This window comes from Novosphingobium olei (assembly GCF_037076535.1).
Classification (GTDB): domain Bacteria; phylum Pseudomonadota; class Alphaproteobacteria; order Sphingomonadales; family Sphingomonadaceae; genus Novosphingobium; species Novosphingobium olei.
This window is the reverse complement of sequence record NZ_AP029021.1, coordinates 1,346,444-1,370,930: the sequence shown is the minus strand read 5'-3', so window position 1 is coordinate 1,370,930 and position 24,487 is coordinate 1,346,444. Positions and strand designations below refer to the sequence as shown.

General features: G+C 63.3%; 25 protein-coding genes and 1 pseudogene. 21 read left to right on the top strand and 5 right to left on the bottom strand.

Features of this window, described 5'->3' with window-relative positions:
• The first annotated feature begins 110 nt into the window (after window positions 1-110).
• Window positions 111-665 (top strand): TetR family transcriptional regulator, encoded by a 555-nt coding sequence (locus AACH40_RS06545; RefSeq protein ID WP_169492845.1) that lies wholly within the window; start codon window positions 111-113, stop codon window positions 663-665.
• A 47-nt stretch (window positions 666-712) separates the two neighbouring features.
• Window positions 713-1,783, top strand: coding sequence for an acyl-CoA dehydrogenase family protein (locus tag AACH40_RS06540; RefSeq protein ID WP_338644932.1), 1,071 nt, complete (start codon window positions 713-715; stop codon window positions 1,781-1,783).
• A gap of 69 nt (window positions 1,784-1,852) precedes the next feature.
• Here AACH40_RS06540 and AACH40_RS06535 read toward each other — a convergent pair whose 3' ends face one another.
• Together AACH40_RS06535 and AACH40_RS06530 are read right to left on the bottom strand one after the other, a co-directional pair.
• A complete protein-coding gene (locus AACH40_RS06535; protein ID WP_338644930.1) occupies window positions 1,853-3,082 on the bottom strand; it encodes an acyl-CoA dehydrogenase family protein in 1,230 nt (409 codons plus the stop codon).
• A 65-nt stretch (window positions 3,083-3,147) separates the two neighbouring features.
• Window positions 3,148-3,834, bottom strand: coding sequence for a TetR/AcrR family transcriptional regulator (locus AACH40_RS06530; protein WP_338644928.1), 687 nt, complete (start codon window positions 3,832-3,834; stop codon window positions 3,148-3,150).
• A gap of 88 nt (window positions 3,835-3,922) precedes the next feature.
• Here AACH40_RS06530 and AACH40_RS06525 point away from each other — a divergent pair, with 88 nt between their 5' ends.
• On the top strand, window positions 3,923-4,864 hold the full coding sequence (locus AACH40_RS06525) for an oxygenase MpaB family protein (RefSeq protein WP_338644926.1): 942 nt from the start codon (window positions 3,923-3,925) through the stop codon (window positions 4,862-4,864).
• A 41-nt stretch (window positions 4,865-4,905) separates the two neighbouring features.
• Window positions 4,906-6,495 (top strand): fatty acid--CoA ligase, encoded by a 1,590-nt coding sequence (locus tag AACH40_RS06520; RefSeq protein ID WP_338644924.1) that lies wholly within the window; start codon window positions 4,906-4,908, stop codon window positions 6,493-6,495.
• A 29-nt stretch (window positions 6,496-6,524) separates the two neighbouring features.
• On the opposite strand, the gene AACH40_RS06515 is transcribed toward AACH40_RS06520, so the two are convergent.
• Both AACH40_RS06515 and AACH40_RS06510 read right to left on the bottom strand, forming a co-directional pair.
• Complete coding sequence (locus AACH40_RS06515) at window positions 6,525-7,340, bottom strand: phytanoyl-CoA dioxygenase family protein (RefSeq protein ID WP_338644922.1); 816 nt, start codon at window positions 7,338-7,340, stop codon at window positions 6,525-6,527.
• Window positions 7,337-8,161, bottom strand: coding sequence for a phytanoyl-CoA dioxygenase family protein (locus AACH40_RS06510; RefSeq protein WP_338644920.1), 825 nt, complete (start codon window positions 8,159-8,161; stop codon window positions 7,337-7,339). The genes AACH40_RS06515 and AACH40_RS06510 overlap by 4 nt, the downstream gene beginning before the upstream one ends.
• Before the next feature lie 158 nt (window positions 8,162-8,319).
• Here AACH40_RS06510 and AACH40_RS06505 point away from each other — a divergent pair, with 158 nt between their 5' ends.
• From AACH40_RS06505 to AACH40_RS06440, 15 genes and pseudogenes are all read left to right on the top strand, one after another.
• Window positions 8,320-8,670 (top strand): VOC family protein, encoded by a 351-nt coding sequence (locus AACH40_RS06505; RefSeq protein ID WP_169492744.1) that lies wholly within the window; start codon window positions 8,320-8,322, stop codon window positions 8,668-8,670.
• A gap of 21 nt (window positions 8,671-8,691) precedes the next feature.
• Complete coding sequence (locus AACH40_RS06500) at window positions 8,692-9,057, top strand: nuclear transport factor 2 family protein (protein WP_338644918.1); 366 nt, start codon at window positions 8,692-8,694, stop codon at window positions 9,055-9,057.
• Window positions 9,058-9,147: 90 nt separating this feature from the next.
• Window positions 9,148-9,903 carry an SDR family oxidoreductase gene (locus tag AACH40_RS06495; protein ID WP_338644916.1) on the top strand — a complete coding sequence of 252 codons (756 nt, stop codon included), beginning with the start codon at window positions 9,148-9,150 and terminating at the stop codon, window positions 9,901-9,903.
• Window positions 9,904-9,949: 46 nt separating this feature from the next.
• On the top strand, window positions 9,950-10,585 hold the full coding sequence (locus AACH40_RS06490) for a glutathione S-transferase family protein (protein ID WP_338644914.1): 636 nt from the start codon (window positions 9,950-9,952) through the stop codon (window positions 10,583-10,585).
• 164 nt (window positions 10,586-10,749) lie between these two features.
• Window positions 10,750-11,649 (top strand): annotated as a pseudogene (locus AACH40_RS18900) (methyl-accepting chemotaxis protein); the annotation flags it as partial.
• Between the two features lie 162 nt (window positions 11,650-11,811).
• The gene (locus tag AACH40_RS18895) at window positions 11,812-12,729 is read left to right on the top strand and encodes a methyl-accepting chemotaxis protein (protein ID WP_422394900.1); all 918 of its coding nucleotides are present in this window, start codon (window positions 11,812-11,814) and stop codon (window positions 12,727-12,729) included.
• Window positions 12,730-12,793: 64 nt separating this feature from the next.
• Entirely contained in the window at window positions 12,794-14,374 is a 1,581-nt protein-coding gene (locus AACH40_RS06480) for a chemotaxis protein CheW (protein ID WP_338644909.1), read from the top strand.
• A gap of 47 nt (window positions 14,375-14,421) precedes the next feature.
• A complete protein-coding gene (cheB, locus tag AACH40_RS06475) occupies window positions 14,422-15,540 on the top strand; it encodes a chemotaxis-specific protein-glutamate methyltransferase CheB (protein ID WP_338644907.1) in 1,119 nt (372 codons plus the stop codon).
• A complete protein-coding gene (locus AACH40_RS06470; protein ID WP_169492738.1) occupies window positions 15,528-16,133 on the top strand; it encodes a HEAT repeat domain-containing protein in 606 nt (201 codons plus the stop codon). Before cheB ends, AACH40_RS06470 begins: the two co-directional genes overlap by 13 nt.
• 3 nt (window positions 16,134-16,136) lie before the next feature.
• The gene (locus tag AACH40_RS06465) at window positions 16,137-17,003 is read left to right on the top strand and encodes a protein-glutamate O-methyltransferase CheR (protein WP_338114847.1); all 867 of its coding nucleotides are present in this window, start codon (window positions 16,137-16,139) and stop codon (window positions 17,001-17,003) included.
• Entirely contained in the window at window positions 17,000-17,440 is a 441-nt protein-coding gene (locus AACH40_RS06460) for a response regulator (RefSeq protein ID WP_338644904.1), read from the top strand. The genes AACH40_RS06465 and AACH40_RS06460 overlap by 4 nt, the downstream gene beginning before the upstream one ends.
• Window positions 17,431-19,728: a chemotaxis protein CheA gene (locus AACH40_RS06455; protein ID WP_338644902.1), complete on the top strand. Its 2,298-nt coding sequence runs from the start codon at window positions 17,431-17,433 to the stop codon at window positions 19,726-19,728. Before AACH40_RS06460 ends, AACH40_RS06455 begins: the two co-directional genes overlap by 10 nt.
• Complete coding sequence (locus AACH40_RS06450) at window positions 19,728-20,102, top strand: hypothetical protein (RefSeq protein WP_338644900.1); 375 nt, start codon at window positions 19,728-19,730, stop codon at window positions 20,100-20,102. Before AACH40_RS06455 ends, AACH40_RS06450 begins: the two co-directional genes overlap by 1 nt.
• Entirely contained in the window at window positions 20,099-20,470 is a 372-nt protein-coding gene (locus AACH40_RS06445) for a response regulator (RefSeq protein WP_338644898.1), read from the top strand. Before AACH40_RS06450 ends, AACH40_RS06445 begins: the two co-directional genes overlap by 4 nt.
• 2 nt (window positions 20,471-20,472) lie before the next feature.
• Window positions 20,473-21,609, top strand: a complete 1,137-nt coding sequence (locus AACH40_RS06440; protein ID WP_338644896.1) for a methyl-accepting chemotaxis protein — start codon at window positions 20,473-20,475, stop codon at window positions 21,607-21,609.
• A 4-nt stretch (window positions 21,610-21,613) separates the two neighbouring features.
• Here AACH40_RS06440 and AACH40_RS06435 read toward each other — a convergent pair whose 3' ends face one another.
• Window positions 21,614-22,540: a MerR family transcriptional regulator gene (locus AACH40_RS06435; protein ID WP_338644894.1), complete on the bottom strand. Its 927-nt coding sequence runs from the start codon at window positions 22,538-22,540 to the stop codon at window positions 21,614-21,616.
• A 303-nt stretch (window positions 22,541-22,843) separates the two neighbouring features.
• Here AACH40_RS06435 and AACH40_RS06430 point away from each other — a divergent pair, with 303 nt between their 5' ends.
• Both AACH40_RS06430 and AACH40_RS06425 read left to right on the top strand, forming a co-directional pair.
• Window positions 22,844-23,215 carry a response regulator gene (locus AACH40_RS06430; RefSeq protein WP_169492733.1) on the top strand — a complete coding sequence of 124 codons (372 nt, stop codon included), beginning with the start codon at window positions 22,844-22,846 and terminating at the stop codon, window positions 23,213-23,215.
• Between the two features lie 267 nt (window positions 23,216-23,482).
• Window positions 23,483-24,418: a methyl-accepting chemotaxis protein gene (locus AACH40_RS06425; RefSeq protein WP_338644892.1), complete on the top strand. Its 936-nt coding sequence runs from the start codon at window positions 23,483-23,485 to the stop codon at window positions 24,416-24,418.
• Window positions 24,419-24,487: the final 69 nt, after the last annotated feature.

The window sequence follows — 24,487 nt, the reverse complement described above, 5'->3', positions numbered from 1 at the left end:
GGGTCATGAGCAAAAGCGATCGCGCAGACCCTTCCCCCCTTCCCGCCAACGCGGGACGCGGATCGCGGGAAAACAGTCGGGAGGCGCTGCTCGATGCCACCAGCGCGCTGATGCGTGAACTCGACACGATCGAGATAGGGATCGTCGACATTGCGCAGCGCGCGGGCGTGAACCACGCGATGATCCGCTACTTTTTTGGCAGCAAGGAAGGGCTATTACTCGCGCTGCTGGATCGCGACGTCTATCGCCGCATCCGCCAACTGGACCGGCTGTTCGCGCTCAATGTAACCCCCACCGAGCGCATGCGGGTGCACCTGCGCGGCATCCTCGATACCTATTACCAGATCCCGTACCTCAACCGCCTGATCCAGGTGATGGTGCGCGAAGCCGATCCGCAACGCGTGCAGCACATCGCCGATGAACTGCTGATCCCGATCGCCGCCGCCCAGGCCCGGATCATCGCTGAAGGGATCGCGGCGGGAGAATTCCGCGACGTCGACCCCAAGCTGTTCTATTTCAACACTATCGGATCTGCCGACGGTCTCTATTCCAACCGCTTCACCTTATCGGCGGTTTTTGGCGGTCTGCCGAGCGCCGACCAGGCGCTGCACGAACGTTATCGCGAGCATACGGTCGAAACACTCATGCGCGGCTTGCTTCTCTGAAAAGGCTCGTTATCAGAACTGATAAACGACCCTTGGGAGAACGCTCGGTGAATCTCGAACTCGACGAAGACCTGCGCATGCTGGCCGACAGCGTGTCTGGCTGGCTGAAGCAGTACCTGCCCTTTGACCGTCGGCGCGAGATGCGTGGCGGGGCGGCAATGCGGGCCTTCTGGGACGAGATGCAGGGTGCGCTGGGCCTTGCCGGTGCGGGCTTGCCCGAGGCCTGGGGCGGATTCGGCCATGGATCGCAGGCGCATATGGTGGTGGCCGAAGCGCTTGGCGGCGCCTTGGCGGCAACGCCCTATATCGAGGCTGCAGTGACGGTCGGCACGCTGCTAGAGCGCCTCGGCGGACAGGACGAACTCGGCACGGCGCTTGCGGCCGGCAAGGTCGTGGTGCTCGGCTGGGAAGAGGCGCAGAGCCGTGGGGATGCACTTTCGGTGCTGACCGAAGCAACCCTGGACGGCGACGTATGGCGGCTGACCGGTACCAAGCGCGCGGTGCGCTGGGCTGCGCAGGCGGACACCGTGCTGGTGACGGCGCGGACGCCGCAAGGGCTTGGCGTCTTCCGCATCGATGGTGACGTACCCGCCCGGGATTACCGCCTGATCGATGATCATCCTGCCGCCGATCTGCTGCTCGACGGCACGGCGGCGACGCTGATTGCTGCAGGCGATGGTGCAGCGGCTGCCATCGCAGCGGCAGTTGATGCCGGCACTGCGGCCGTTTGTGCCGAGGGTGTTGGCCTGATGCGTACGCTGCTTGATGACACCGTCGAATACACGAAGCAGCGCAAGCAGTTCGGACAGGCCCTGGCCTCGTTCCAGGTGCTGCAGCATCGCATGGTCGACATGCGCATCCAGCTTGAGCAGAGCGCCGCTGCAGCAATTCTTGCCGCTCTGCGCGGCAACGATCCAGCAGCGGTTTCCGCCGCGAAGGCCCAGGTCGGTGAAGCGGCACGCTACATCGGACAGCAGGCGGTGCAATTGCACGGCGGCATGGGCCTCACCGAAGAACTGCGCGTCGGCCATTATTTCCGCCGTACGACCGCGATCGAAAACCAGTTTGGCGATGCCGACGCGCACACCAGGCGGTATCGCAAACTGAAGGTCGCCTGAGCCGCAACCAGGACAAAAAAGGGCCCCGGTACCGTGCTGGTACCGGGGCCCTTTTTGTGTCCGACAGGGTCAGAGACCGAGCACGCGCTTAGCGAGAATGTTGCGCTGGATCTCGTTCGAGCCGGCGTAGATCGGCCCCGCACGTTCGTTGAAATAGCGCAAGGGCGCAAGGGCCTGCCACACATCGCCGATGCTGCCGCCATCGTCGGGCGGCGTGTAGTTGGGCACCGCGCCGCCGGGCCGGGTAACGTGTGGCTGGTAGACCGTGCCGGTGGTACCCGCGGCTCGATAGACGAGTTCGGTCATCTCGGTCGCAAGCTCGGTGCCCAGCACCTTCATCATCGAGGAAAGGGCGCCGACCGAACCATCGTCCCGCGCACCTGCAAGCAGCTTGAATTCCAGCACTTCAAGCACGTCGAGCTTCATCATCAGGCGCGCGAGGCGCGAGGCGAACACCTCGTCGTCGAGAAGCATGCCCTCCGGCGTGGGCGTGGTGCGCGCATGCTCGCGCAGCGCCTCGGCTCGAACCTTGAGACCCGCGGAATAGCCACGCGCACCACGCTCGAATTCGAGCAGGTACTTCGCTACCGTCCAGCCATCGTCGATCGCGCCGATGACGTTGGACTTCGGCACGCGCACGTCTGTGAAGAACACCTGGTTCTGCACCGTCTCACCCGATGTCATGACCAGCGGGCGGACAAGCACGCCAGGTGTGGTCATGTCGACCAGCAGGAAGGTGATGCCCTGCTGGGGGCGAAGCCCGCGCGTGGTACGCACGAGGCAGAACATCCAGTTCGCCTGCTGCGCGTGGGTTGTCCAGATCTTGGAGCCGTTGAGGACGAGATCATCGCCATCGGAATCGGCGCGCATCTGCAGCGAGGCGAGGTCCGAGCCGGACTGTGGTTCGCTGTAGCCCTGGCAGAAGAACACTTCGCCCGACAGGATGCGTGGCAGAAAAAACGCCTTCTGCTCTGGTGTACCGTAAGCCTGGATGACGTAGGCTACCATGTGGATGCCCATGGGCGAGACCGGCGGCGCGCCCGCCAGGATGCGCTCGCGCTCGAACAGGTAATGCTGCGCGTCTGTCCAGTCCTGACCACCGTGTTCGACCTGCCAGTGCGGGGCTGCCCAACCCTTGGCATGCAGCTTGGCCTGCCATTCCATGCCAAGGTCATGATCGCCGTAGACGCTGGTCATCAAGCGGCCGGCATCGCGCAGTTCGGGCGTCAGTTCGCTTTCGAAGAATTCGCGCGCCTGCGCAGCGAAAGCCAGATCCTCAGCCGTCCAGTCCAGGTCCATTCCACTCTTCCTGTCACTTGTTTATCAAGCTTGATAACAAGCGGGGGATAGACCTGCAAGGCGTGTTACGAGGCAATAAGTCCTGAAAGCATACGCAGAGCGCATTCACCGATAAGCGTCTTGTGCGGGTCTTCGGACGCGCTCCCGCCAAGGAAGGCGCTGGCCACCGGCTCGTCACGAGTAAGCGAGGACAACGAAGCAAGCAGCATCATCGCGCCCACCCGATCGCTCTGGTCGGCGGCTCCCTTGCCGCGCGCGATGGCAATCAGCTCTGCCACCAATTCCATGCCCGGCTTCCACAGCTCCTCGTAAAGAAGGTGGTAGCCCGGCCCCTGCTCGCTGAGTTCACGCAGGACGAAATCGGTAGCCAGCCGCTGCTCGTCGTCGGCGGTGATGGCCGCGACAAGCGCGGCGAGGATCTTTTCAAGCCAGACGCGCGCCTGATCGCCGGTCAGGCTTCCGTCATCAGCGGCACAGCGCGCAGCCGCTGCAACGGGCAGCAGGCGCCGGCGGTGCTGCTCCACGATCTCTTCGGCGCAGGCGAGGTGCAGGCCATCCTTGTTGCCGAAGTGATACGCGATAACCGGCAGCGTCACACCCGCCGCACTGGCGATCATGCGCGTGGTTGCCCCGGCGAAGCCCTCCTGCGCAAAACAGGCCATGCCCACCCGCAGGATGCGTTCGCGTGTCGTTTCGGGCAAGGCTGGCGCATCGTGGGTGGTTACGGCGGCGGAAAGCAGGCTGTCGATCATCACACCGTACATAGCCGCTAAGCGCTTGCGGGGAAACCTATCGGATGATACGCCGTATATCATGTGATAGGTTCAGTGAGTTCGAATAATGGCGCTACGTGATCCCGAAGACGGTCAATTCGATTCCACGGTGGAAGAGCGCGCCAGAGCTGCCGCAAAGCGCGAGTGGACCGTCGACTACCGCCATCCGGCTGGTGAGCCATCGCTCGTGCCGCCCGATTCCGTTCAGTGGAAAGTGTTCCGCAACATGATCGCGATGGGTGTCGGCGGTGTCGCGGCTGTGCTGCTGGAGTTCGCGGATGCCCGCATCCGGACTGGAGTGTGGGAGCATTCGGTCTATCCGGTCGATCCCATCGGCCGTTCACGCCGCACCGGGATGGCGGCGATGGTCGGGGTCTATGGCCCTGAATCCATGGCGCGCAAGGTGATCGGCGGGGTCAACCGCATGCACGCCAAGGTGGGCGGAACGACACCTGCGGGTCGCCCCTACAAGGCGCTTGAACCCGAACTGCTCAACTGGGTCCATGCGACAGCGGCATATGGCTTCATGAAGGCCTATCACACATTCGTCAGGCCTCTATCTCCAGCTGACCAGACCCGCTTCTTCGAGGAAGGCGCACCGGTTGCCGCGCTTTATGGCGTAACCCAAGTCGCCGCTTCGGAAGCGGACTTCCTGACCATGATGGAGGAACTTCTGCCCGATTTCGAACCGCACCCGATCAACACGGAATTCCTGAACATCATCGCCTCGGGCAAAGCCGCGCCGGGCACGCCGAAGGCCCTGCATCGCGCGCTTGCCAGAGGCGCGGTGTCGATCCTGCCACCAGTGGTGCGCCAACGGCTCGAACTGGGGCCTGAATGGGACCTCTCCCCGATCGAGCGTGTTGCACTCAAGGCTGCCGGACGCCTGGCCGATGCTTGGCGCGACACGACCTCTCCTGCCTGGCAGGCGGCGGAGCGGCTCGGTCTGCCTGGTCATTTTGCATGGTTGCCAAGCGATAGGCAGCGACGCATGCTCACAAGAAGTTAAACAAAAGCAGCCCGCCACGAAGCAGGTTGCAGGGGACTGGGATGAAACAAGGCACGATCGCCCGCGCGGCGACGGATACGGTCGCACGAACGGCGCATCTGTTCACATTCGACGGGTTCATCCGCTTTTGGGCGGCCGACCGGCCGCAGCGCATCGCGCTCGACGGGCCCGACAGGACGCTGGATTTCGCGCAGCTCGAGGAGACGACGGCGCGGATCGCGGGTGTGCTGGCGGACCTCGGCATTGGCAAGGGCGATCGAATTGCCTGGATCGGCAAGAACTGCACGCTGTACTTCTCGCTGTTCTACGCGGCAGCACGCGCCGGTGTCGTGATGGTCCCCATCGGCTGGCGGCTTGCAACTGCCGAGGCAACCTGGATTGCCGAAAATGCCGAGGCCCGGGCGGTATTTCTGGGCGACGGCTTCGACCACCTCGTCGAACCTTTCAAAACAGCGGCTGACACCCACGCCTGTCTTACCGCAAGCGAAGCGCGCGCACGGATCGCCGCTGCGAGGCCCGCAGTCTTTGCGCCCGCCGGGCCCCATGATCCGGTGCTGCAACTGTACACCTCCGGCACGACCGGCAATCCCAAGGGTGCGGTGCTGTCCAACATGAACCTGTTCGGGTTGCGCAAGCAGCATGAAGGGCAGGAGCCGCACCAGGCCTTCGACGATGACGAGGCGATCCTTGTCACCATGCCGTGCGCCCACATCGGCGGGACCGGGCTTGGCGTGAATGCGCTAGCGGCGGGGCTCCCGGCGGTGATCCTCGCCGAATTCGACCCGCGCGAAGTGTTCGACGCGGTTGAGCAGAAGGGCGTGACACGCTTCTTCATCGTGCCCGCTGCGCTGCAGATGCTGCTACGCCATCCCGATTGTGCACGCGTGGATTTCAGCCGCATCCGTTATATCGTGTACGGAGCAAGCCCAATCCCACTCGAGCTGCTGCGCGAATGTATTGCGATGTTTGATGCAGGCTTCGTTCAGGCCTATGGCATGACCGAGACTGCGGGCACGTTCTGCACATTGCCGCCCGAGGATCATAGTCCCGAGGGCAATGCGCGGATGCGCTCTGCGGGGCGGCCCCTGCCCGGCGTCGAGGTGCGGATCGTCGGCGAAGATGGGCGGGTCCTGGATGCCGGCGAAGTCGGCGAGATCCAGACGCGTTCGACCAACAACATGATCTGTTACTGGAAACTCCCGCAGGCAACCCGCGCGACGTTGACCGATGATGGCTGGCTGGCGACGGGCGATGCGGGATCGCTCGATGCCGATGGCTATGTTCACATCCAGGACCGGATCAAGGACATGATCATTTCGGGCGGAGAGAATGTTTATCCGGCGCAAGTCGAGAGCGCCATCTACGGTCATCCTGACGTTGCAGAAGTCGCGGTGATCGGCGTCCCGGACGAGAAGTGGGGTGAAGCAGTCAAGGCGGTCTGCGTCCCCCGCCCCGGCCACAGCATCGAGCCGGCAAGCGTAATCGCCTGGACGCGCGAACGGCTCGCCGGGTTCAAGGTCCCAAAGGGCGTCGACGTGATCGAGACGCTGCCGCGCAATGCCTCGGGCAAGATCCTTCGCCGGGCGCTGCGCGCTCCCTATTGGGAAGGAATGGAGCGGCAGGTTCACTGACGGCGGTGCACCCGGCCAGGCGCAAAAGGTCAGTCGGGCGACCTTCCGTTGACCAGGCCCAGCCCTTCCGTCTTGAAACCGAGCAAGGTCAGCGCGTCATCGCTGGCGAACTGGCGCGTCTCGGGGCGCAGTGACAGGGCCCAGTTCTCCTGCTGGCGATAGATTGGCTTGGTATACCAGGCAAAGACACCCGCACGGGTCTGGTCAGACGTGCGATTGTGACCGGTCTTGTGCCAGACACGGCTTTCAAAGATCGCGATCGAGCCCGCAGGGGCAACGATCGCCGCCGTCTCGACTTCGGCCTCATCGGGTCGCGGCGCGCGGTTGAGCTTGTGGCTGCCCGGCACGAAGCGCGTGCCGCCGTTTTCCTCGGTAAATTCGTCGAGACACCACGCCACGTTCATGCCTTGCGGTTCGACCGACCAAGGTTCGGGCACGAAGATCTGGTCGGCGTGGAGGATCATTTCGCCCCCGCCCGGCCCGGTGATGTTGGCAGAGAGATTTCCGAGCAGCGCGGGCCATCCAAGCAGAGCGCGGACATATTCGATGGCGATGGGATGGAACGCCAAGTCCTCGAACACCGGATCGCGGCTGAGCACGTTCCACACGCGCTGGTTGCTGTCATCGTGGCCGTAGTCGAGCGAGAACTTCTGCTCGCGCCCCCTGGCCCTGTCGGATGCGGCCGCACGATACAAGGCGTCGCGGGCGGATTTCAGGGCGTCGCCGGTCAGGACGTCGGGAACCAGCGTAAGGCCGTGTTCGGCGATGTTGCGCAGCCCTTGGGCAAGATCACGCGTCGGTTCTGGCAAGACGACGGGACGCGCGGTTTCGAGGGCGGCGCTCACGAACGGCCCCCGTTCCCGGACTGCCGATTGACATGTCCATCGACAATGCCGGTATTGGCGGTCAGGCCGAGCCCCAGCCAGATCTGCATGCGCTCATCGAGCGAAGCCTGGGTTTCATGGCTAAGCGCAACGTTCCAGTTCACCTGGGGCCGCAGGAACGGCTTGGTGTAATAGCCAAAGAGCAGCGGTCGCTCCTCATCCTTGGTGATGTTCGCGCCCGACGTGTGCCACATGCGACCATCCATCGCCACGATCGACCCCGCCGGGGCAACGAAGGATTGCAGAAGGTCCTGCGCATTGTCGGGCACGTCTGCGCGGGTACGCCACCTGTGGCTGCCCTTGATGTGCAAGGTGCCGCCATTTTCGAAATGCACGTCGGACAGGCACCAGATGATGTTGATTGCCCATGGTTCGAGCCAGGGCTCGGGCACGACGAGCGACTGGTCGGAATGAAGGAACATCGATCCCGAGCCGGGCCGGGCGATGTTGGCAGTAAAGTTCGAAATCAGGAATTCCTGCCCCAGCAACGCCTGAACTAGTTCGACCGCCAAAGGGTGCCGGATCAGATCGCGGAACACTTCGTCATGTTCGAGAAGATAGAACACGCGCACATTGGCTGCGTTGGGATCGAGGATCGGCATGTAGGTGGCCACACCATTGCGCTCGCTCGCCTCCGCCGCACGATAGAGGCGGCGAACGACTTCGGCGACTTCACCCAGCGGCAGCACATCGGGCACGACGCAAAAGCCCTCTTCTGCAAGCTGCTGCTTTTCCGCGCAAAGATCTCGAGGGGGCGCATCCGCCCGGGCAAGGGTCGCCATTTCAGCTCCACTCCAAAGCGGCGGCCATCTGCGCGGCCTGCCTTGATTGGTGCCAAGGTCCTGCGGGCGAATTGTGTTGTCAACGCTGATAATGCCTTCCACCATGAATTAGTGGTCAGAATCGACCAGTTCGGGAGAGATGCGTGACAAGATTGACGATGACGAAGCTTGTGGTGGCTGATCTGGAGGCATCAGTGGCCTTCTACGCCGCCGTGTGCGGCTTCAAGGAAACAGGACGGTTCTCGGCCGGACCGATGACCGAAGTGATCATGGCCTCGGCCGACGGCAAGGGCGCTGGCCTGGTTATCCTGACCGATGACACCTCGCCTGGCACGGGCGAAGCGATCCTCGTGTTCGATACCGACGATCTGTCCGCATTTGCCGGCCGCGTGGAGGCCAATGGCGGCAAGACCACCACGCCGATCACGCGGCTCGATCAGCTTGGCATCAGCTATGCCATGTTCACCGACCGAGAGGGTCACATCGTCGAAGGCATCCAGCGCGGCTGAGCGTGAAAGGGAGACAGGCTCATGGATATCGAGGATTTCAACCGGCGGTGGCTGGAACAGTGGACAGCGAAGTCGGTGGAGGGCGTACTCTCGTTCTATCACGAGGATATCGAGTATTACGACGAAGGGGTGCCGGCCGGGCTGAAGGGGAAGGAAGCCCTGCGCGCCTACCTTGCAGGGCTGTTCGCAGCAGTGCCTGCGTGGGACTATGCGCCCGAATGGGTTCAGGCCATCGATGGCGGCTTCATCGGTCGCTGGTACATGGACTTTGGCACGGGCGCGGAAGCGATCCGCATGCGCGGGTTCGACCACTGCCGCCTGCAGGATGGACTAATTGTTTTCAACGAAGTCTACACACACAAGTTCGCACCGGCTGCGGCGGGTTGATGCCGATCGCCATGCACGCTACTTGTCCAACCAAGTAACAAGCTGGCCGCTCCCTTTCTGGACGGGCGCCAGAAGGGGAGTTTCTGCCTGATGAGCGCGATGTCGCATCCCGGCCTGTTCGACCTGTCGGGCAAAGTGGCATTGATCACCGGCGGATCGCGGGGCCTCGGCCGGCAGATGGCTCTTGCCTTTGCCGATGCCGGTGCAGATGTGATCATTGCCAGTCGCAAGATCGAGGCCTGTAACGAAGTCGCCGACGAAATTCGTGGGAAAGGGCGGCGCTCGGCGGCCATCGCGGTCCACGCCGGACGCTGGGATGACGTCAACAGCCTGATCGAGCAGGCTTACGCCGCGTTCGGCCAGATCGACATCCTTGTCGCCAATGCCGGAATGTCGCCGGCCGTGCCTCCGCAAGACGTGACCGAGGCGTTGTTCGACAGCGTCATGAACCTCAACTTCAAGGGCCCGTTCCGGCTCTGTGCCGAAATCGGGCATCGGATGAAGATGGGACGGGGCGGCACGATCATCGTTACTTCGTCCAGCGGGGCATTGGTCCCCGCCCCGAACACCATTCCCTATGGCGGCGCAAAGGCCGCGCTGAACGCAATGACCGTGTCGCTGTCGCATGGTTACGGCCCGAACGTGAGAGTGAACGCCATCAGCGCAGGCCCCTTCCTGACCGACATCGCCAAGGCCTGGCCCGAAGAAATGCGCGAAACGTCGGCCAACGCGCTCGGCCGTCCGGGCAGGCCGGAAGAAATCGTCGGCACCGCCTTGTGGCTGGCAAGCGATGCGTCGAGCTTCGTCACAGGCGCAATCATCCGCTGCGACGGCGGGATGCACTGAACACCAGATGTCCGGCCACACCCGGCACGCGAAAGGAACGCAATCGATGCTGATCGTCCACCACCTGGGAGTGAGCCAGTCGGACAAGGTCGTCTGGCTGTGCGAGGAACTGGGCCTCGACTACGAACTGAAGTTCTACGCTCGCGATTCCGTTACCCGGCTGGCCCCTGCCGAATACAAGGCCCTGCATCCGGCAGGGACAGCGCCAACGATCCAGGACGGTGACGTAACCCTCGCCGAAAGCGCGGCGGTGTTCGAATATATCCTCGGCAAGTACGGTGCGGGGCGGCTGACCGTGGCGCCGGATGCACCGAATTATGCCGACTACCTCTACTGGTTCCATTATGCAGCAGGCACCGTGCAACCGGCGATGCTGGTGGAGATCATCATCGCAATGTTGGGCGTTGATCGGGCGCAAGTAGCAGCATTGACCGCGCGGGGCGACACTGCGTGGGCTTCGCTTGAGGAGCGTTTGGGCAAGGTTCCCTACCTTGCTGGCGAGCAGTTTACGGCAGCGGACATGATGAACTTCTTCACGTTGACGACCGGTCGGTTGTTCGTGCCCAAGGACCTTTCCAGCTTCCCGAATATCCGCGCCTACATCCAGCGCGTGCTCGACACGACAAAGGCGCGCGCGGCGCTCGCCAAAGCGGATCCGGGGCTCGAGATCCCTTTCGCCTGAACAGGAAAAAGGGTTAGCATCTCTTCACCGCACTCCCCTTAGGGATAACCTGTGTCCTGACGGGGAGCGGACGGTAAGGCATCAGCGCCATTTTCCGTGACGAGCCGGCTTTCCGGGACGTCTGAGTCCCATCCTCTTCTTGCCGGCAGGTCCGCAACGGAGAGATGGCGATGGCCCTGGTTAAGAAGGAAAACCTCAATGGCGCCGGCCCCGACAAGGGCGTGCTGGCGAACCAGGCGCTCGCCGAACGACGCGCGCCGAAAGCGCGTCCGGCGGCTGCAAGCGATGGGGCGAGCAGCCGCGAGGCCGATGCCCGCAAGCGCGCTGCTCGCACATACGCCCGCCAGCAGCAGGCAGCCGAGCGCATCGCCGCCGCCAGCATCCAGCTCGCCGGCGGGGTGACGGAAGCCTCCGAAGCGCTGGACCTGCTCCAGTCCGCGATGACCCAGATTTCCGCCGGTGCCGAGCAAGCCTCCAGCGCCGCCCAGCAGTCGCTCAACAATGTCGGCGCGATCGCGAACCTTGTCCGCGATTGCCGCGTGGCAGCCGACCAGTCGCTCGGCAAGACCCGCGCCCTGCAGAAGCTGCTCGATGAAAACCGCGTCCAGATCGGCGCCTCGGTCCGCGCGCTCGAAACCGCTTCGGAGCGTCAGGCCGCATCGGTGAAGACTGTTGCCGACCTCGAAGCCCAAGCGACCAACATCGGCGATATCGTCAAGGCGGTCGCGCGCATCGCGGACCAGACCAACCTCCTAGCGCTGAACGCCGCGATCGAGGCAGCCCGCGCGGGCGAGCATGGCAAGGGGTTTGCCGTCGTCGCCGATGAAGTGCGGACGCTTGCGGAAACCTCCGAAAAGAGCGCGACCGAAATCCAGTCACTTGTTGCGCAGATCCAGGCCGAAGTGCAGGTCATTGCCGAGGGCATCCTCCATTCGGCCGAAGGCGCGCGCAGCGAAGCGCAGAAGGGCGCCGAAGTGACCGAGCGCCTGGGCGAACTGCGCGCGGACATGGATGCTATCCTTGCCGGGGCAAGCGACATCGCCCGCCTGAATGCGGAATCGGAAACCGCGGTGGTAGAGGCGCAGAAGGGTTCGGAAGCGATCTCGAGCGCCGCGGCCGAACAGTCGGCAGCGTGCGAGGAAGTCCTGGCGACGCTCGAGCAGCAGGGCTCTGCGCTGCGCGAAAGCGATCAGACGGCACAGAACCTGTCCGAAATCGCCGAAGACATGAAGAATTCGACCGACGTGCGCAAAAGTGCCGAGGAAGTTGCGTCAGCGGCGGAAGAGCTGTCGTCGGCCGTCGAAGAAATCAACCGGTCGGCAAGCCAGATCCTGGTGGCCATCGACCAGATCTCGGGAGGCGCACGGACGTCTGCTGCGGCGGCCAACCAGTCGGCGGCTGCCATGGAGCAGATCCGCAAGGGGGCCGAGCGATCGAGCGAGGCCGCAACGGCGGGCCTGGAGCGCGGTGAAGCCGTTTCGCAGCTGATCGCGCAGAGCCGCGCGTCAGTCGACGAAATGATCAGCGGGGTGGCGGAATCGGTAGAGGGCAACACGCGACTGCGCGCCCAGGTCACGCAGCTTGGGCAGGTATCGCGCCGCATCGACAAGATTGTCGAAGCGATCACCACGGTCGGTATCAAGACCAACATGCTGGCGGTGAATGGATCGGTCGAAGCCGCGCGCGCGGGCGAGTTCGGCCAGGGGTTCGCGGTAGTGAGCAACGATATCCGCAACCTTGCCGAGGAATCGTCGGAGAACGCCGATCGGATCAAGGACCTGGTCAAGACGATCCAGGAGCAGATCGCCAATGTTGCCCGCGATCTCGACGAGATAAGCCGCGCAGCTCTCGACGAGGTCGAGAAGAACAAGGTCATTACCGCAGACCTCGCCCGCGTGACCGACGACATGTCCGAAGTGCTTCAGGGCAATCGCGCCATCCAGACCAGTGCCAGCGAAATGCTGCGACAGGTGACCGAAGTGCAGACGGGCATCAACCAGATTGCTGCGGCCGCCACGCAGGCCGATCAGGCGAGCACCCAGGCCGCAAGCGCAGCCAAGCAGCAGAGCCAGGGTGCCGAGGAACTGGCTGTTGCGATCGAGGAAATCGCGTCGATGGCGGACGAGCTGCAGACCAACGCCTGATCCGCAAGGATCGGCGCCAGGCTGCCGCCCCCACTCATCCCGCCAAGGCGCGAGGACTCAAGCGATGTACCAGTCAAAAATCGTTCCCGGCGAAGTGGCCGGTCCGGCGCCGGAAAGCATGACGCCGGGCGACCTGCGGACGTCGCGACAGTTCACCATCTTTACCGTGGAGGGAGAGACGTTTGCGGTCTCGCTCGACGAGGTAAAGGAGATCATCCGCATGCCCGACGTGGTGCGGGTGCCGCTGGCGCCGGAAAGTCTCGAAGGTCTGACCAACCTTCGGGGGACGGTCCTGCCGATCGTCAATACGCGTAGCCTGTTCGGCAGCGAACCTGTTGCGCCCGACGATGCCACGCGTGTCGTGATCCTCGACCACGGCCAGCCGATCGGCATTGTCGTCGATCGCGTGGTCAGCGTCGTGACGATTGAGACCAGCCGCATCGAGGATGCCGCCTCGGTCGAAACCAGCGTTCGTTCCGAACTGCTGCGTGGCGTGATCAAGGATCAGGGCGAGCTCGGCCTTGTCATGATCCTCGATAGCGGGCGCCTCATCGAACAGGAATTCGAAGCGCTCGCGTTGGCACGGAGCGAGGCGAGCGATATCGGAGCCACGGCCAACGCGGGGGTGGCGCATTCCGAAGCGACCGATACGGCGCAGGACGAAATCCAGCTGGTGAGCTTCGAGGTAGCCGGCCAGGAATATGCGCTGCCAATCCACAGCGTGCGGGAAATCGTACAGCTCCCGGAAAACGTCACCCGGGTTCCCCGCGCCGCGCCAAGCGTGATGGGCGTGATCAGCCTGCGTGACCGCCTGCTGCCCGTGGTCTGCCTGCGCCGCCTGTTCGGACTGCCTGCTGCAGAGCGCGCCGACCACAACCGTGTCGCGGTTGTCTCGGTCGGCGATGGGGGCCTGATCGTCGGCGTGGTCCTCGATCGCGTGAACGAGGTCCTGCGCGTTCGGCGCGGCGGGATAGACGCGATGCCGCCGATGCTGGCCGAGAATGCCGACTTGTCCGAATTCAGCGCGATCTGCCGTCTCGATGGCGGCAAGCGCCTGGTCTCGATCCTGTCGGCCGAAGCCATGTTCGATCGGCGCGCGATCGAGGGAGCGCTCGAAAGCGCGATAGAGGCAGCAGGGGGAGAGACGATGGCGATTTCTGCAACGAGCCATGCACGTGCCGCCGGCGGTACCGGCGAAGAGGAACAGTTCGTCGTATTCCGCCTGATGGACGAAGAATTCGGCGTCGACATCGCCGCTGTGCAGGAAATCGTCCGCGTGCCCGAGGATCTCGCCAAAGTGCCGCGTACCGAGGACTATATCCGGGGAGTGATGAACCTGCGCGGCGCGGTGATCCCGCTGATCGACCAGCGCGCCCGCTTCAATCTTCCTGCACTTGATGACAACGACCGCCAGCGCATCGTGGTTTTCACCATGGGCGGCGTCCAGACCGGCTTCATCGTCGATTCCGTGTCCGAGGTGATGCGTATCCGACGCGACCTGATCAAGCCGGCACCTGAAATCTCGGACCGCCAGCGACGGATGATCCGCCGCGTCGCCAACTTGCCTGAGGCAAGGCGGATGATCCTGCTGCTGGATGCCGAGCAGATGCTGGCAACCGCCGTTCCCGCAGCCGAGGCGGCCTGACCAGCACCCCCAGGAAGAGAGAGGCCAAAGGTTACGAGACTGCCGCGATGAAAGCCTTAGTCGTTGACGATTCCGCGCTGATGCGCCGCCAGATCGGAGACATCCTTATGCGGGGCGGCTTTGCCGTCACGACCGCACGCACGGGCGCTGAAGCGCTCGAGCGTGCGCGCGAAGAGCGCCCTGACGTGGTCACGCTCGACATCAACATGCCCGAGATGGACGGCCTTACCTGCCTCAGCCGGCTCATGTCGGAATGTCCCGCGCCCGTTGTAATGATTTCCTCGCTAACCGAGGAAGGCGCGCTGGCAACGCTCGAGGCCATTGCGCTTGGTGCGGTCGACTTCGTGCACAAGCCCGGTGGGACCGTGTCGACCGCGTTGCGAGAGCAGGAAGACCTGATCATCGCCAAAGTGAAGGCGGCCGTCGGCGCGCGCGTCCGGAGGAGCGATGGCCTGCGGCAGCGCCTTGTCGCCAAGCGCGAGACGATCCTGCGCAATCCGCCGCCCCTGCGCGGCCGAAACCTGGCGAGCTACGGCCCGGGTAGCGAGGCGCTTACGCTGATCGGCGCTTCCACGGGCGGGCCGGCCATCCTCGAGGACCTGCTTGGTGGTCTCAGCCCGGACTATCCGATGCCGGTGCTCGTCTGCCAGCACATGCCCGGAACGGTCACGCGCCACTTTGCGGAACGGCTGAACAGCTGCTGCGCGCTGCAGGTGGAGGAACTGCGCCGCCAGACCGAGCTGGAAGCCGGCACGATCTACGTTGCCCGCGGCGATGCGGACATGCTGGTGGTCGAGCGTGGTGGCCGATTGATGGCCACCACCACACCGCCATCGCGCGAGTTTACCTGGCACCCGAGCGTCAGTCGCATGGTCGCGAGCGCCATGAAGACGCTGACTCCCGATTCCCTGATCGGTGTCCTGCTCACCGGGATGGGCGACGATGGCGCGGCGGAACTGGCCGAATTGCGGCGGCTTGGCGGCCACACCATCGCCGAAAGCGAAGACAGCTGCGTGGTTTACGGCATGCCGCGGGCATTGGTCGAACGCGGCGGGGCGAGCGAAATCCTACACGGTTCGCAGATCGCGGCCCGGCTGGAACGAGTGGCGTTCGCGCGGATGCGCGCGATGCGCACCAACACGGGGAGTATGACATGGGCCTCCTGAAAGCGCGTTCCGGCTCTGCGATCCCTGCTGCGGCAGACGCTGCAGAAGAACCGCGGCTCGATCATCCCGATCCGATGCTGCGCCGTCGCGCCGTGCAGGCTCTTCATGGCGACCCCGAGAGCGTCAGCGTGCTAGTCGCGCTTCTGCGCGAGGAAGGCGATAACCTCGTCCGCCAGGCTGCCTTCCTGGCGCTCGCTTCGCTCAATTCCGAGAAGGCCGCGCACGGCGTTGCCGTCATGCTGTCTGACGCGGATGCCGCCCTGCGCAATGGCGCGCTGGAAACACTCGCCTCGATGCCCACCCACGCCGGCGGTCTGCTCGAACCGCTCGGCCGCGATGAAGATCCGGACGTGCGTATCTTTGCCGTGCTGCTGGCCGGCGAACTGCAGGACAGCGCCGCTGGCGCCTGGCTCCTCAGCCTCGCAGCGAGCGAGACGGACCCCAACGTCTGCTCCAACCTCGCCGAAGCGCTTGGAGGAACAGGTTTGCCAGATGCCGTGCCCGCTCTCGAAGCGATCGCGGCCCGGTTCCCTGACGAGCCGTTCCTGGCCTTCGCGGTCGAGACCGCGCTGCAGCGCCTGCACGAGGCCTGAAACGTGGCGAGCTTCCCAGCCCCAGACCTTGGCGCGGCGCGGATATCCGCAGAAGACGTCACGGTGTTCTGCGACTTCTTCTACAAGAAGACGGGCATCAGCATGGATGCCAGCCGACGCTATTTCATCGATCGCAGGCTTGAAGAGCGCATGGCGGCGAACGAGTGCCGCAGCTTTCGTGAATATCTCTCGTTGGTGAAGTTCCAGCCCGGCGGTGCCGAGATGCAGGCGCTGATCAACGAGATGACGGTCAACGAGACCTATTTCTTCCGCGAGGACTACCAGTTCAACTGCCTGACCAAGCGGATGCTGGACGAGATCGCAAACCGCAAGGATCCGCGTCGCGAACGCATCCGCATCTGGTCAGTGCCCTGCTCCACCGGCGAAGAGCCGTACTCGATCGCGATCTCGATCCTGGAAAACTGGCCCAGGGCCAGCGATTTCGACATCGAGATCATTGCATCGGATATCGACACCCGCGCTCTGGGCAAGGCCCGCAACGGCATCTACCAAGCACGCGCGCTTCACCGGGTACCCCAGCGGGTGCGCGATACCTATTTCCGCAAGGTCGATAGCGAAAGCTGGCAGGTCGTCGAGGACCTGCGCGATTCGATCGACTTCGGAATCGTCAACGTGAGTGACCCGGTGCAGATGTCGCGGATGCGCGGGATCGACGTGATCTTCTGCCGCAACCTGCTCATCTACTTCGACGACCTTTCCCGCCGCCAGACCGCCGAAAACTTCTTCGACGCGCTCAACCCCGGCGGCTTCGTGGCTCTCGGTCATTCCGAGAGCATGAGCCGGATTTCGCCCATCTTCCTGCCGCGCAAGTTCCCCGAAGCGCTGGTCCATCAGAGGCCGCTCGCATGACCATGACTGCTACCGAACGCGTGCCTGCCGAGGCCAACTCGACCACTTCCGATGGCGCCCAAAAGGCGCGGATCCTGATCGTCGACGACACCCTGACCGTCCGCCTGTACTGCTCCCAACTTCTGAAGCGCGCCGGCTATGCCGTGAGCGAGGCGATCAACGGGCTCGAGGGCCTTGAGCAAGCGCTGCACCAGCGCTTCGAATTGTTCGTCGTAGACATAAACATGCAAAAGATGGACGGTTACGCCTTCCTCGCGGAAGTGCGGCGTCATGCCGATCTGCGGACCATTCCCGCTGTCATGATGAGCACCGAACAGGGCCGCGAGGATATCGCCCGAGCCTACCAGTCGGGCGCCAATTTCTATCTGACCAAGCCGATTGACCCCACGCGGTTTCTTGCAACCGTAAACCTGATGACAGGTGTGCCATGCCCCTGAGGTCCAGCCAACCGCTTAGCCCGGCTGAGGAAGCCGCGCGAGCTGCAGAGACAGCCGATCTCGCGGCGAGCTTCGTCGAGGAGACGCGTGCGCTTCTCGAAGAGGCGAACAGCGCTCTTCTAATTCTGGAGCGGCATCCCGAGGATGCCGAGGCGATAAATGCGCTGTTCCGCTGCGTCCATTCGATCAAGGGCGCCGCGGGGCTGTTCGACCTGCCCGCGCTGATTCACCTCGTGCATGCAGGTGAGGACCTGCTTGGCGCCATGCGCGAGGGCGAACTCTCGATCGATGCGGAACTGACCGACCAGTTGCTTGCCGGGTTGGACCGCGTAGCCCGCTGGAACGAGATGTTTCGTGCCGATGGCGTGCTGCCGGCCGAAGCCATGGAAGAGGCGCGCAGCTTTGCGTCGATCTATCGCGCACGCCTTGGACGCAAGAACGAGCTGGCGGCGACATCTGCCGGGCAGACGGAGAACGAAGGCGCCCAACTGCCGGAATGGGCGCGCACCAGTGGCGAGGCTATTTCAGCGGTGAGCGACGGCAGTGATGACGCCGTGCTTGTCGAATATACTCCGGACGAAGGATGCTTCTTCGCCGGCGAGGACCCTTTGCGCGTCGCGCTTGCGACACCCGGGTTGATCTGGCTGGACATCGGGACACAGGCGCCTTGGCCCGCTCGCGAAGCCTTTGATCCCTTCGCCTGCAACTTGCGTTTCCGGATTGTCTCCAATGCCAATCGGGCCGAGGTCGAGCATCACTTCCGCTACGTGCCGGACAATATCGCTCTGACCGTCGCCGCAACGAAGTCGCTCGCCGAACCGGACGAGGCTTTCTGCGAAAACATGAGGGGCGGCCTGGATCCGCTGGCTGTAGAACTTCTGGAGGCGCAGCAGCGTGCGCTGGCGCTGCCCGGACGGCATGGCCAGGTTGGCGACATCGAAACGACATTGCGAAACCTTTGCCGCTCACAGAACGTACCTTGTCCGCTTCACGATGGTCCGGCCGACGCGGACGTGTTGGGCCGGGCCATTGCGGATCTCCTTTCGCAGACGAAGCCTGCCGGCAGCGACGCCCTGACGCAGACCCCGGCATCCGACATCGCGCTGGAACGGCATGAGGCAAGCGGCGAACGGACGCTGCGGGTCGAACAGGGCAAGGTTGACACCCTGATGAACCTTGTCGGCGAACTCGTCGTTGCCAAGAACGCGCTGCCGTTTTTGGCTCGCGATGCCGAGACGCGCTTTGGAAGCCGTGAGCTTTCGCGTGAGATCAAGGACAAGTACGCGGTCATCGACCGGATTTCGCGCCAGCTGCAGAATGCGGTGATGGACATCCGGATGATGCCGGTGTCCGACCTGTTCAAGCGCTTTCCGAGGCTGGTGCGCGATATTGCCCGCAAGCAGGACAAGAAGGTGCGCCTTCTGATCGAAGGCGAAAGCACCGAGGCCGACAAGAACATCATCGAGGCGCTGGCCGAGCCGTTGACGCACGTCCTGCGCAATAGTCTCGACCATGGGATCGAGCAGGCAGGCGTCCGGACGATCGCGGGCAAGCCGGAGATCGCAACGCTCAAGCTTCGTGCATTCCAGGATGGCGACAGCGTGGTGATCGAAGTGATCGACGACGGTCGCGGTATCGATCCGGACAAGGTCCGGAGCAAAGCTGTCGAACGCGGCCTGCTGGATGCAGAGCGCGTGACGCAACTGTCGGACGCCCAAGCGGTGCAGCTCGTCTTCTTGCCCGGTTTTTCGACGGCGGAGGCGGTATCGGACCTTTCCGGTCGTGGCGTGGGCATGGACGCAGTGCGCGCCGTGGTAGAGCGCTTCGGCGGCCACGTGACGCTGGAAAGCAGGAGCGGCGAAGGCACGACGGTGCGGCTGAAGCTGCCGCTGTCAATGGCGGTCACGCGCGTTCTCACAGTGGAGATGGCAGGACGGCTGTATGGCGTCCCGATGGACCTGGTGGTCGAGACGGTCCGTATCGAGCCCGGATCCATCCGCCGCCTGAAGGCGTCGGAAGCGGTGGTGCTGCGCGATCAGGTCATCCCCATTGCGCGCCTGCGGGACATGCTGGGAATGGAGAGGCATCGCCCCGCGCTGGAATCCGTCCTGATCCTGCGCGTCGGCAATGCCACCGTCGGCATGGTCATCGATGACTTCGGCACCGGCATGGACATCATCCTCAAGCCGTTTTCCGGCATCCTCGCGAACCTCAGCGGCTTTTCAGGGACCGCAGTGCTGGGCGATGGCCGGGTCTTGCTTGTTCTCAACCTCAAGGAGATCCTGTGATGCCGATCGCCTTCGAAGGAACGATCGCCCGGCTGAGCGGCCAGTGCGTCGTCGAGGAAGCGGGCGAACTTACCGAATGGCTCCTGGCTGATCGCACACGCGCCGTCGATCTTGCGGCATGTGAAGACATGCACAGCGCAATCCTGCAGACCTTGATGGCGCTGACCCCAGGACTTGCTTCAGCTCCGGCAGACGCGACGCTGGCGCGCTGGCTGAAGCCTTCGCTTGGTCACCTGCCAGCGACCACGATGCCCGCCAACCAACAGGAAACTTCCGCACCAGCGCAACCCCGAAAGCCGCGCGCGCGCGTCTCAAATTCAAACCCGAAATCCCCTGCGCGCGCCCGGCGCGCCAAGAAGGCCGATCCGTCATGAAGACCGTGATGATCGTGGATGATTCCCCGACGATCCTGATGAGCATGGAAGCAATCCTCACGCGCGCCGGCTACGGCGTGCTGAAGGCTGACAGCGGCGAAAATGCGTTGCGGGCACTGCAAGGCGGCGGCAAGCCGAACCTCGTCATTACCGACCTCAACATGGCGGCGATGAGCGGGATCGACTTGATCCGCAACCTTCGACAGCTTCCGCAGACGAGATTCACGCCGATCATCATGTTAACCACCGAATCCTCGCTGGACAAGCGTCAGGAGGCGCGCAGCGCCGGTGCAACGGGCTGGATCGTGAAGCCGGTTCAACCGACAGACCTGCTTGCGGTCGTCAAGCAGATGGTTCCCGGGTCCTGACCGTGCTTGCGTTTCTCTCCCGCCTTTTCGGCAAAAGGGGTCCGCAATCGCCCGACGATGAGCCGCGGGTCGACCTCTTTCCCGCGTCTCCGGAACCGCTGGATATCGTGATCCCGCCTGAGCTGACCGTGAGCAACGTCGTCCAACTCGATCCCCCAGACAATCGACTGCACCGGATCCATCCGCAGACGATGGCCCTGGTCGAGGAGATGAAGAGCTACGCTGGCTTCGTGGAGATCATGCAGCATCACCTCGCAAATGTCTGCACGGAGACCCAGAGCGCTGCTGAAGACATTCTGGGCCAGGCGCTCGACATCGAGGGAAGCGTCACCTCGCTTGTTCGGCACGTCAGTGACACGATGCAGTCCGATGCCCTGATGGACGCGAGCGACACATTGCAGCTGAGCGTGTCTACAGGCCGTTCCGTCATCGCCGACCTGATCCGCAATCACAGCGAAACCCAGGCGGAAATCCGGCATAGCCTGTCGACCGTGCGCGCGTTGTCACACAGGATGCGCGCGCACCTCGACGAGATCGAGGATATCCGGCGCTATACCGATCTTCTCGCAATCAACGCGCGTATCCGCATAGCCAGCCTGGGCAGCAATACGGGCCTCGACGTTATCGCCGAAGAAATCCGAGCTTTGGCAACGCAGACCGGTTCGCTCGCCAACAACCTGAACGTCGAACTGACCGAGATGGACCGTCTGGTCGGAGAGGATCTTCTGAACAAGGTTTCGAGCCAGAAACACTCCGACGACGCAAAGGCCAAGGCTCTTCAGGACAGCTTCGAAAAGCTGTCTTCGCACATGGCCCTGCTTAACCAGTTCCAAGCCGAGCTAATCGGACAGGTTCAGCAGCGCGGAGAGGAAATGCGCACCCCGCTTAACACGCTTTGCGGTTCGATCCAGTTCCAGGACGTCGCCCGGCAGCAGCTCGAACAGGTCAGCCGAGCGCTATCGATGATTTCCGACCACTTCGTCTCGCTCTCGAACGCTATCATCCATGATGATGCGCCCCCCGACAGCTCGATCGCAAACTGCCTTGCTTCGATCCTTGAAAACTACGTCATGGAACAGCAGCGCGCCGCACACCGTGGCGAAGCTGCGGCAACCGCCCCGAAGATCGAATTGTTCTAAGAGCTCAGGCGGCGCGTCTTGTTTGCAGGTCGCTAACTGCTTCCCCGATTGTTGCAAGGCTAGCAAAGCGTTCGACACCGGCGCCTGTAATGTGACCGAGCCCGGCACAGCCGCCTCCCACCCACAAGCGAACGGTCGGCGCGAGCAGATTGCGAAGTGCTTCAATCGTCCGGGCGGCCCTGCGCGGTGCATGGAAGGCCGAGAACGACAACCCGACAACTTCCACCTGGTGCGCAAGCGCAGCTGCAGCAATTTCCTCGAGCGGTGTCTGCAAGCCAAGCGAAAGGCAACATCCTCCTTCGAGCGCGATCATTGCTTCGGCCATGGAGATCCCAAGGCCGTGCGCCTCTCCCGGCGTTGTGGTCAGGACGAATTTCGGCCCCGCGGCAGACCCGGCATTCAACACGACAGTCCGCAGGACATGCTGCAGAATTTGCGAAAAGGCGTGTTCCTGGTGCACCGATATCTGTCCCACCTGCCAGGCACAGCCCACTGCCGTCGTCAACGGTGCCGCAGTTTCGAGGATGAACGATCGCGCACCTCGATAAGCCAGATCGCGCCTCAATCCTTGGGCAAGTGCGTCCAGATCGTTGCGCGCGAGCGCTTCGACCAGCTGCTCGACGACGTCGGAATAGCCGACGAGCGGTGATCCGGCAGTGACGGCCAAGGGGCTGGCATGAAGCAGGGCTACGAGCTGTGGCTGAGGCAGCGCAGCGATACGCGATGGACGGTGCCCTGCGTTAACCAGTTGGCATAGCAACTGCAGCCGGTCGACTTGGGTCACAGGATAGACGCGGCGGCCCTGCCGATCCCGCAGAGGGATGGGAAAACCGTAACGTCGCTCCCACGCTCGTAGCAGGTCGCCCCCCATACCGGTCATCGCGACAACGTCGCTCAGCGATAGAACGGTTGCAGGCGCATAATCATCCATGCCTCCGGGCATGACCAGGACCCACTACCTAATCGTGAACGGGGCGATCCGTTTGTCCAACCTCTGCTGTCCAATCGAGCGCCCTTACGTAATCTCGCGGAGCCGTTTTCGTGTCGCCTTAAGCGCGCTGCGCAATAGTCCCTTTCAGCTTCCGGGCGCATGGGGTGGGTCGACCACCGGATGTGGTCGCGCCGATTGCCACAAGGGGACTTGGCGCAAGTTGGACAAATTGTGTTGGACAGTGCACCGCGAAGCACCCGCTTCGTCCGCGCCGGCCCGCCATCAATGAGGGGAATCCGGAACATGAACAAGACCATCCTGATCGTCGACGACTCCCCGACGATGATCATGAGCGTCCGCGCGACGCTAGAGATGAATGGCTTCCGCGTGGAATCGGCCGCCGATGGGGCCCGCGCGCTAAGCGCCCTGTCCGCCGGCCTGAAGCCCGACCTCATCATCACCGATATCAACATGCCGAACATGGGCGGGCTAGATTTCATTCGCAATGCGCGTGGGCTTCCAGGCTGCCGCTTCACGCCCATCCTGACGTTGACCACCGAAAGCGAGCGGACCAAGCGCGAGGAAAGCCGCCGGCTCGGTGCGACCGGCTGGCTCGTCAAACCTATTTCCGGTCCCGACTTGCTCGGCGTGATCCGGCAAGTGCTCCCGGCCTGATTGATCTTGACGATGCGCCGCATCGCGCTGTTGCCGCGTTCTCGCCTTGCCATTCTGGTGATGGTGGGCGGAATCGCGGCGGCACTTGGCGGTGCCTCGGCGCTTGCAGGGGTTGCCGCCGGCCTTTGCGCTGCTGTCACGCTCATGCGTGATCGGAGCAACGACGAACAGGCACCGACCGAAGCCGAGACGGTTCCAGATGTCGAACACGCCTCGCCGATCGCCTCGCTTGCCTTTCTTAACGACCCGTTCGCCATCCCCCCGCCCGTGCTTGCCGACATGCAGGCAGTCGAGCCCTTCGTCGAAACCCTCTGCGGCCAGATCGAAGGCATCCAGAACGATGTCGAAAACGGCGTCGTGGCCGTGGTGGACAAGGTTCGGGCGGTAGATCGGGCATCACAGTCGCAGAGGGACCGTATCCGCGCGACGCTGGCGGGCGCGGATACGATCATGCGCGCGACCGAGGTCCCGGGCGAAATCGTTTCTCGCTTGGCGACCATGCTGGCCGAAAGGGACCAGCAGATCGAGGCAAACTTCGCAGGATTGCAGACACTGGCCGATGAATTCCAGGGCCTGCGCTCCACAGTCGACATGATCACCAAGATTGCCGACAAGGCCTTCTTTCTATCGGTCAATGCTGCAGTAGAGGCGCAGCATCGCGGTGGCGCGGGGAGCGCCTTTGCGTTGATCGCCGCGGAAATGAGGTCGCTGGCCAAGCAGACGGCGGAAAGCGCCCATGACGTGGGCGTTGACATCAACGCATTTTCTGAACGCATGCACGACCAGATCACGGCTGCCATGCCGAGCAAGAAGGCCGGGCTGGAAACGCTCGACAGCTTGGTAGACGAGTTGCGCCAGGCGCAGGATCGGATACTCGAAAGCAGTTCCGACCTGGATCGCGTTATCCAGACGCTTGACGCTGGCCATTGGGAAATTGTCACGACCTTGTCAGACATTCTCGGCAATCTACAATTCCAGGACGTCATGCGGCAGAGACTGGAGCAGGTGTTCAATGCCTTGCGAGCGCTGGAAGATCTCGTCGCGCGCGCCAATCGCGGCGCGCCACCGGCGCGATCGCTTCTCGAGGTGCTCGAGGATCAGCGGAATGGCTACGTGATGGAGAGCCAGCGCAACGTCTACAGCACGATGCTGGCGGGTGAGGAAGCGATACAGCCGTCCGATGCCAAGATCGAGTTGTTCTGATCAGCTCCTTCCCGTTCAAAACAACACCCGCGTTTTCCGCTTCCAGCGTTCTGACCATCACGAATAACG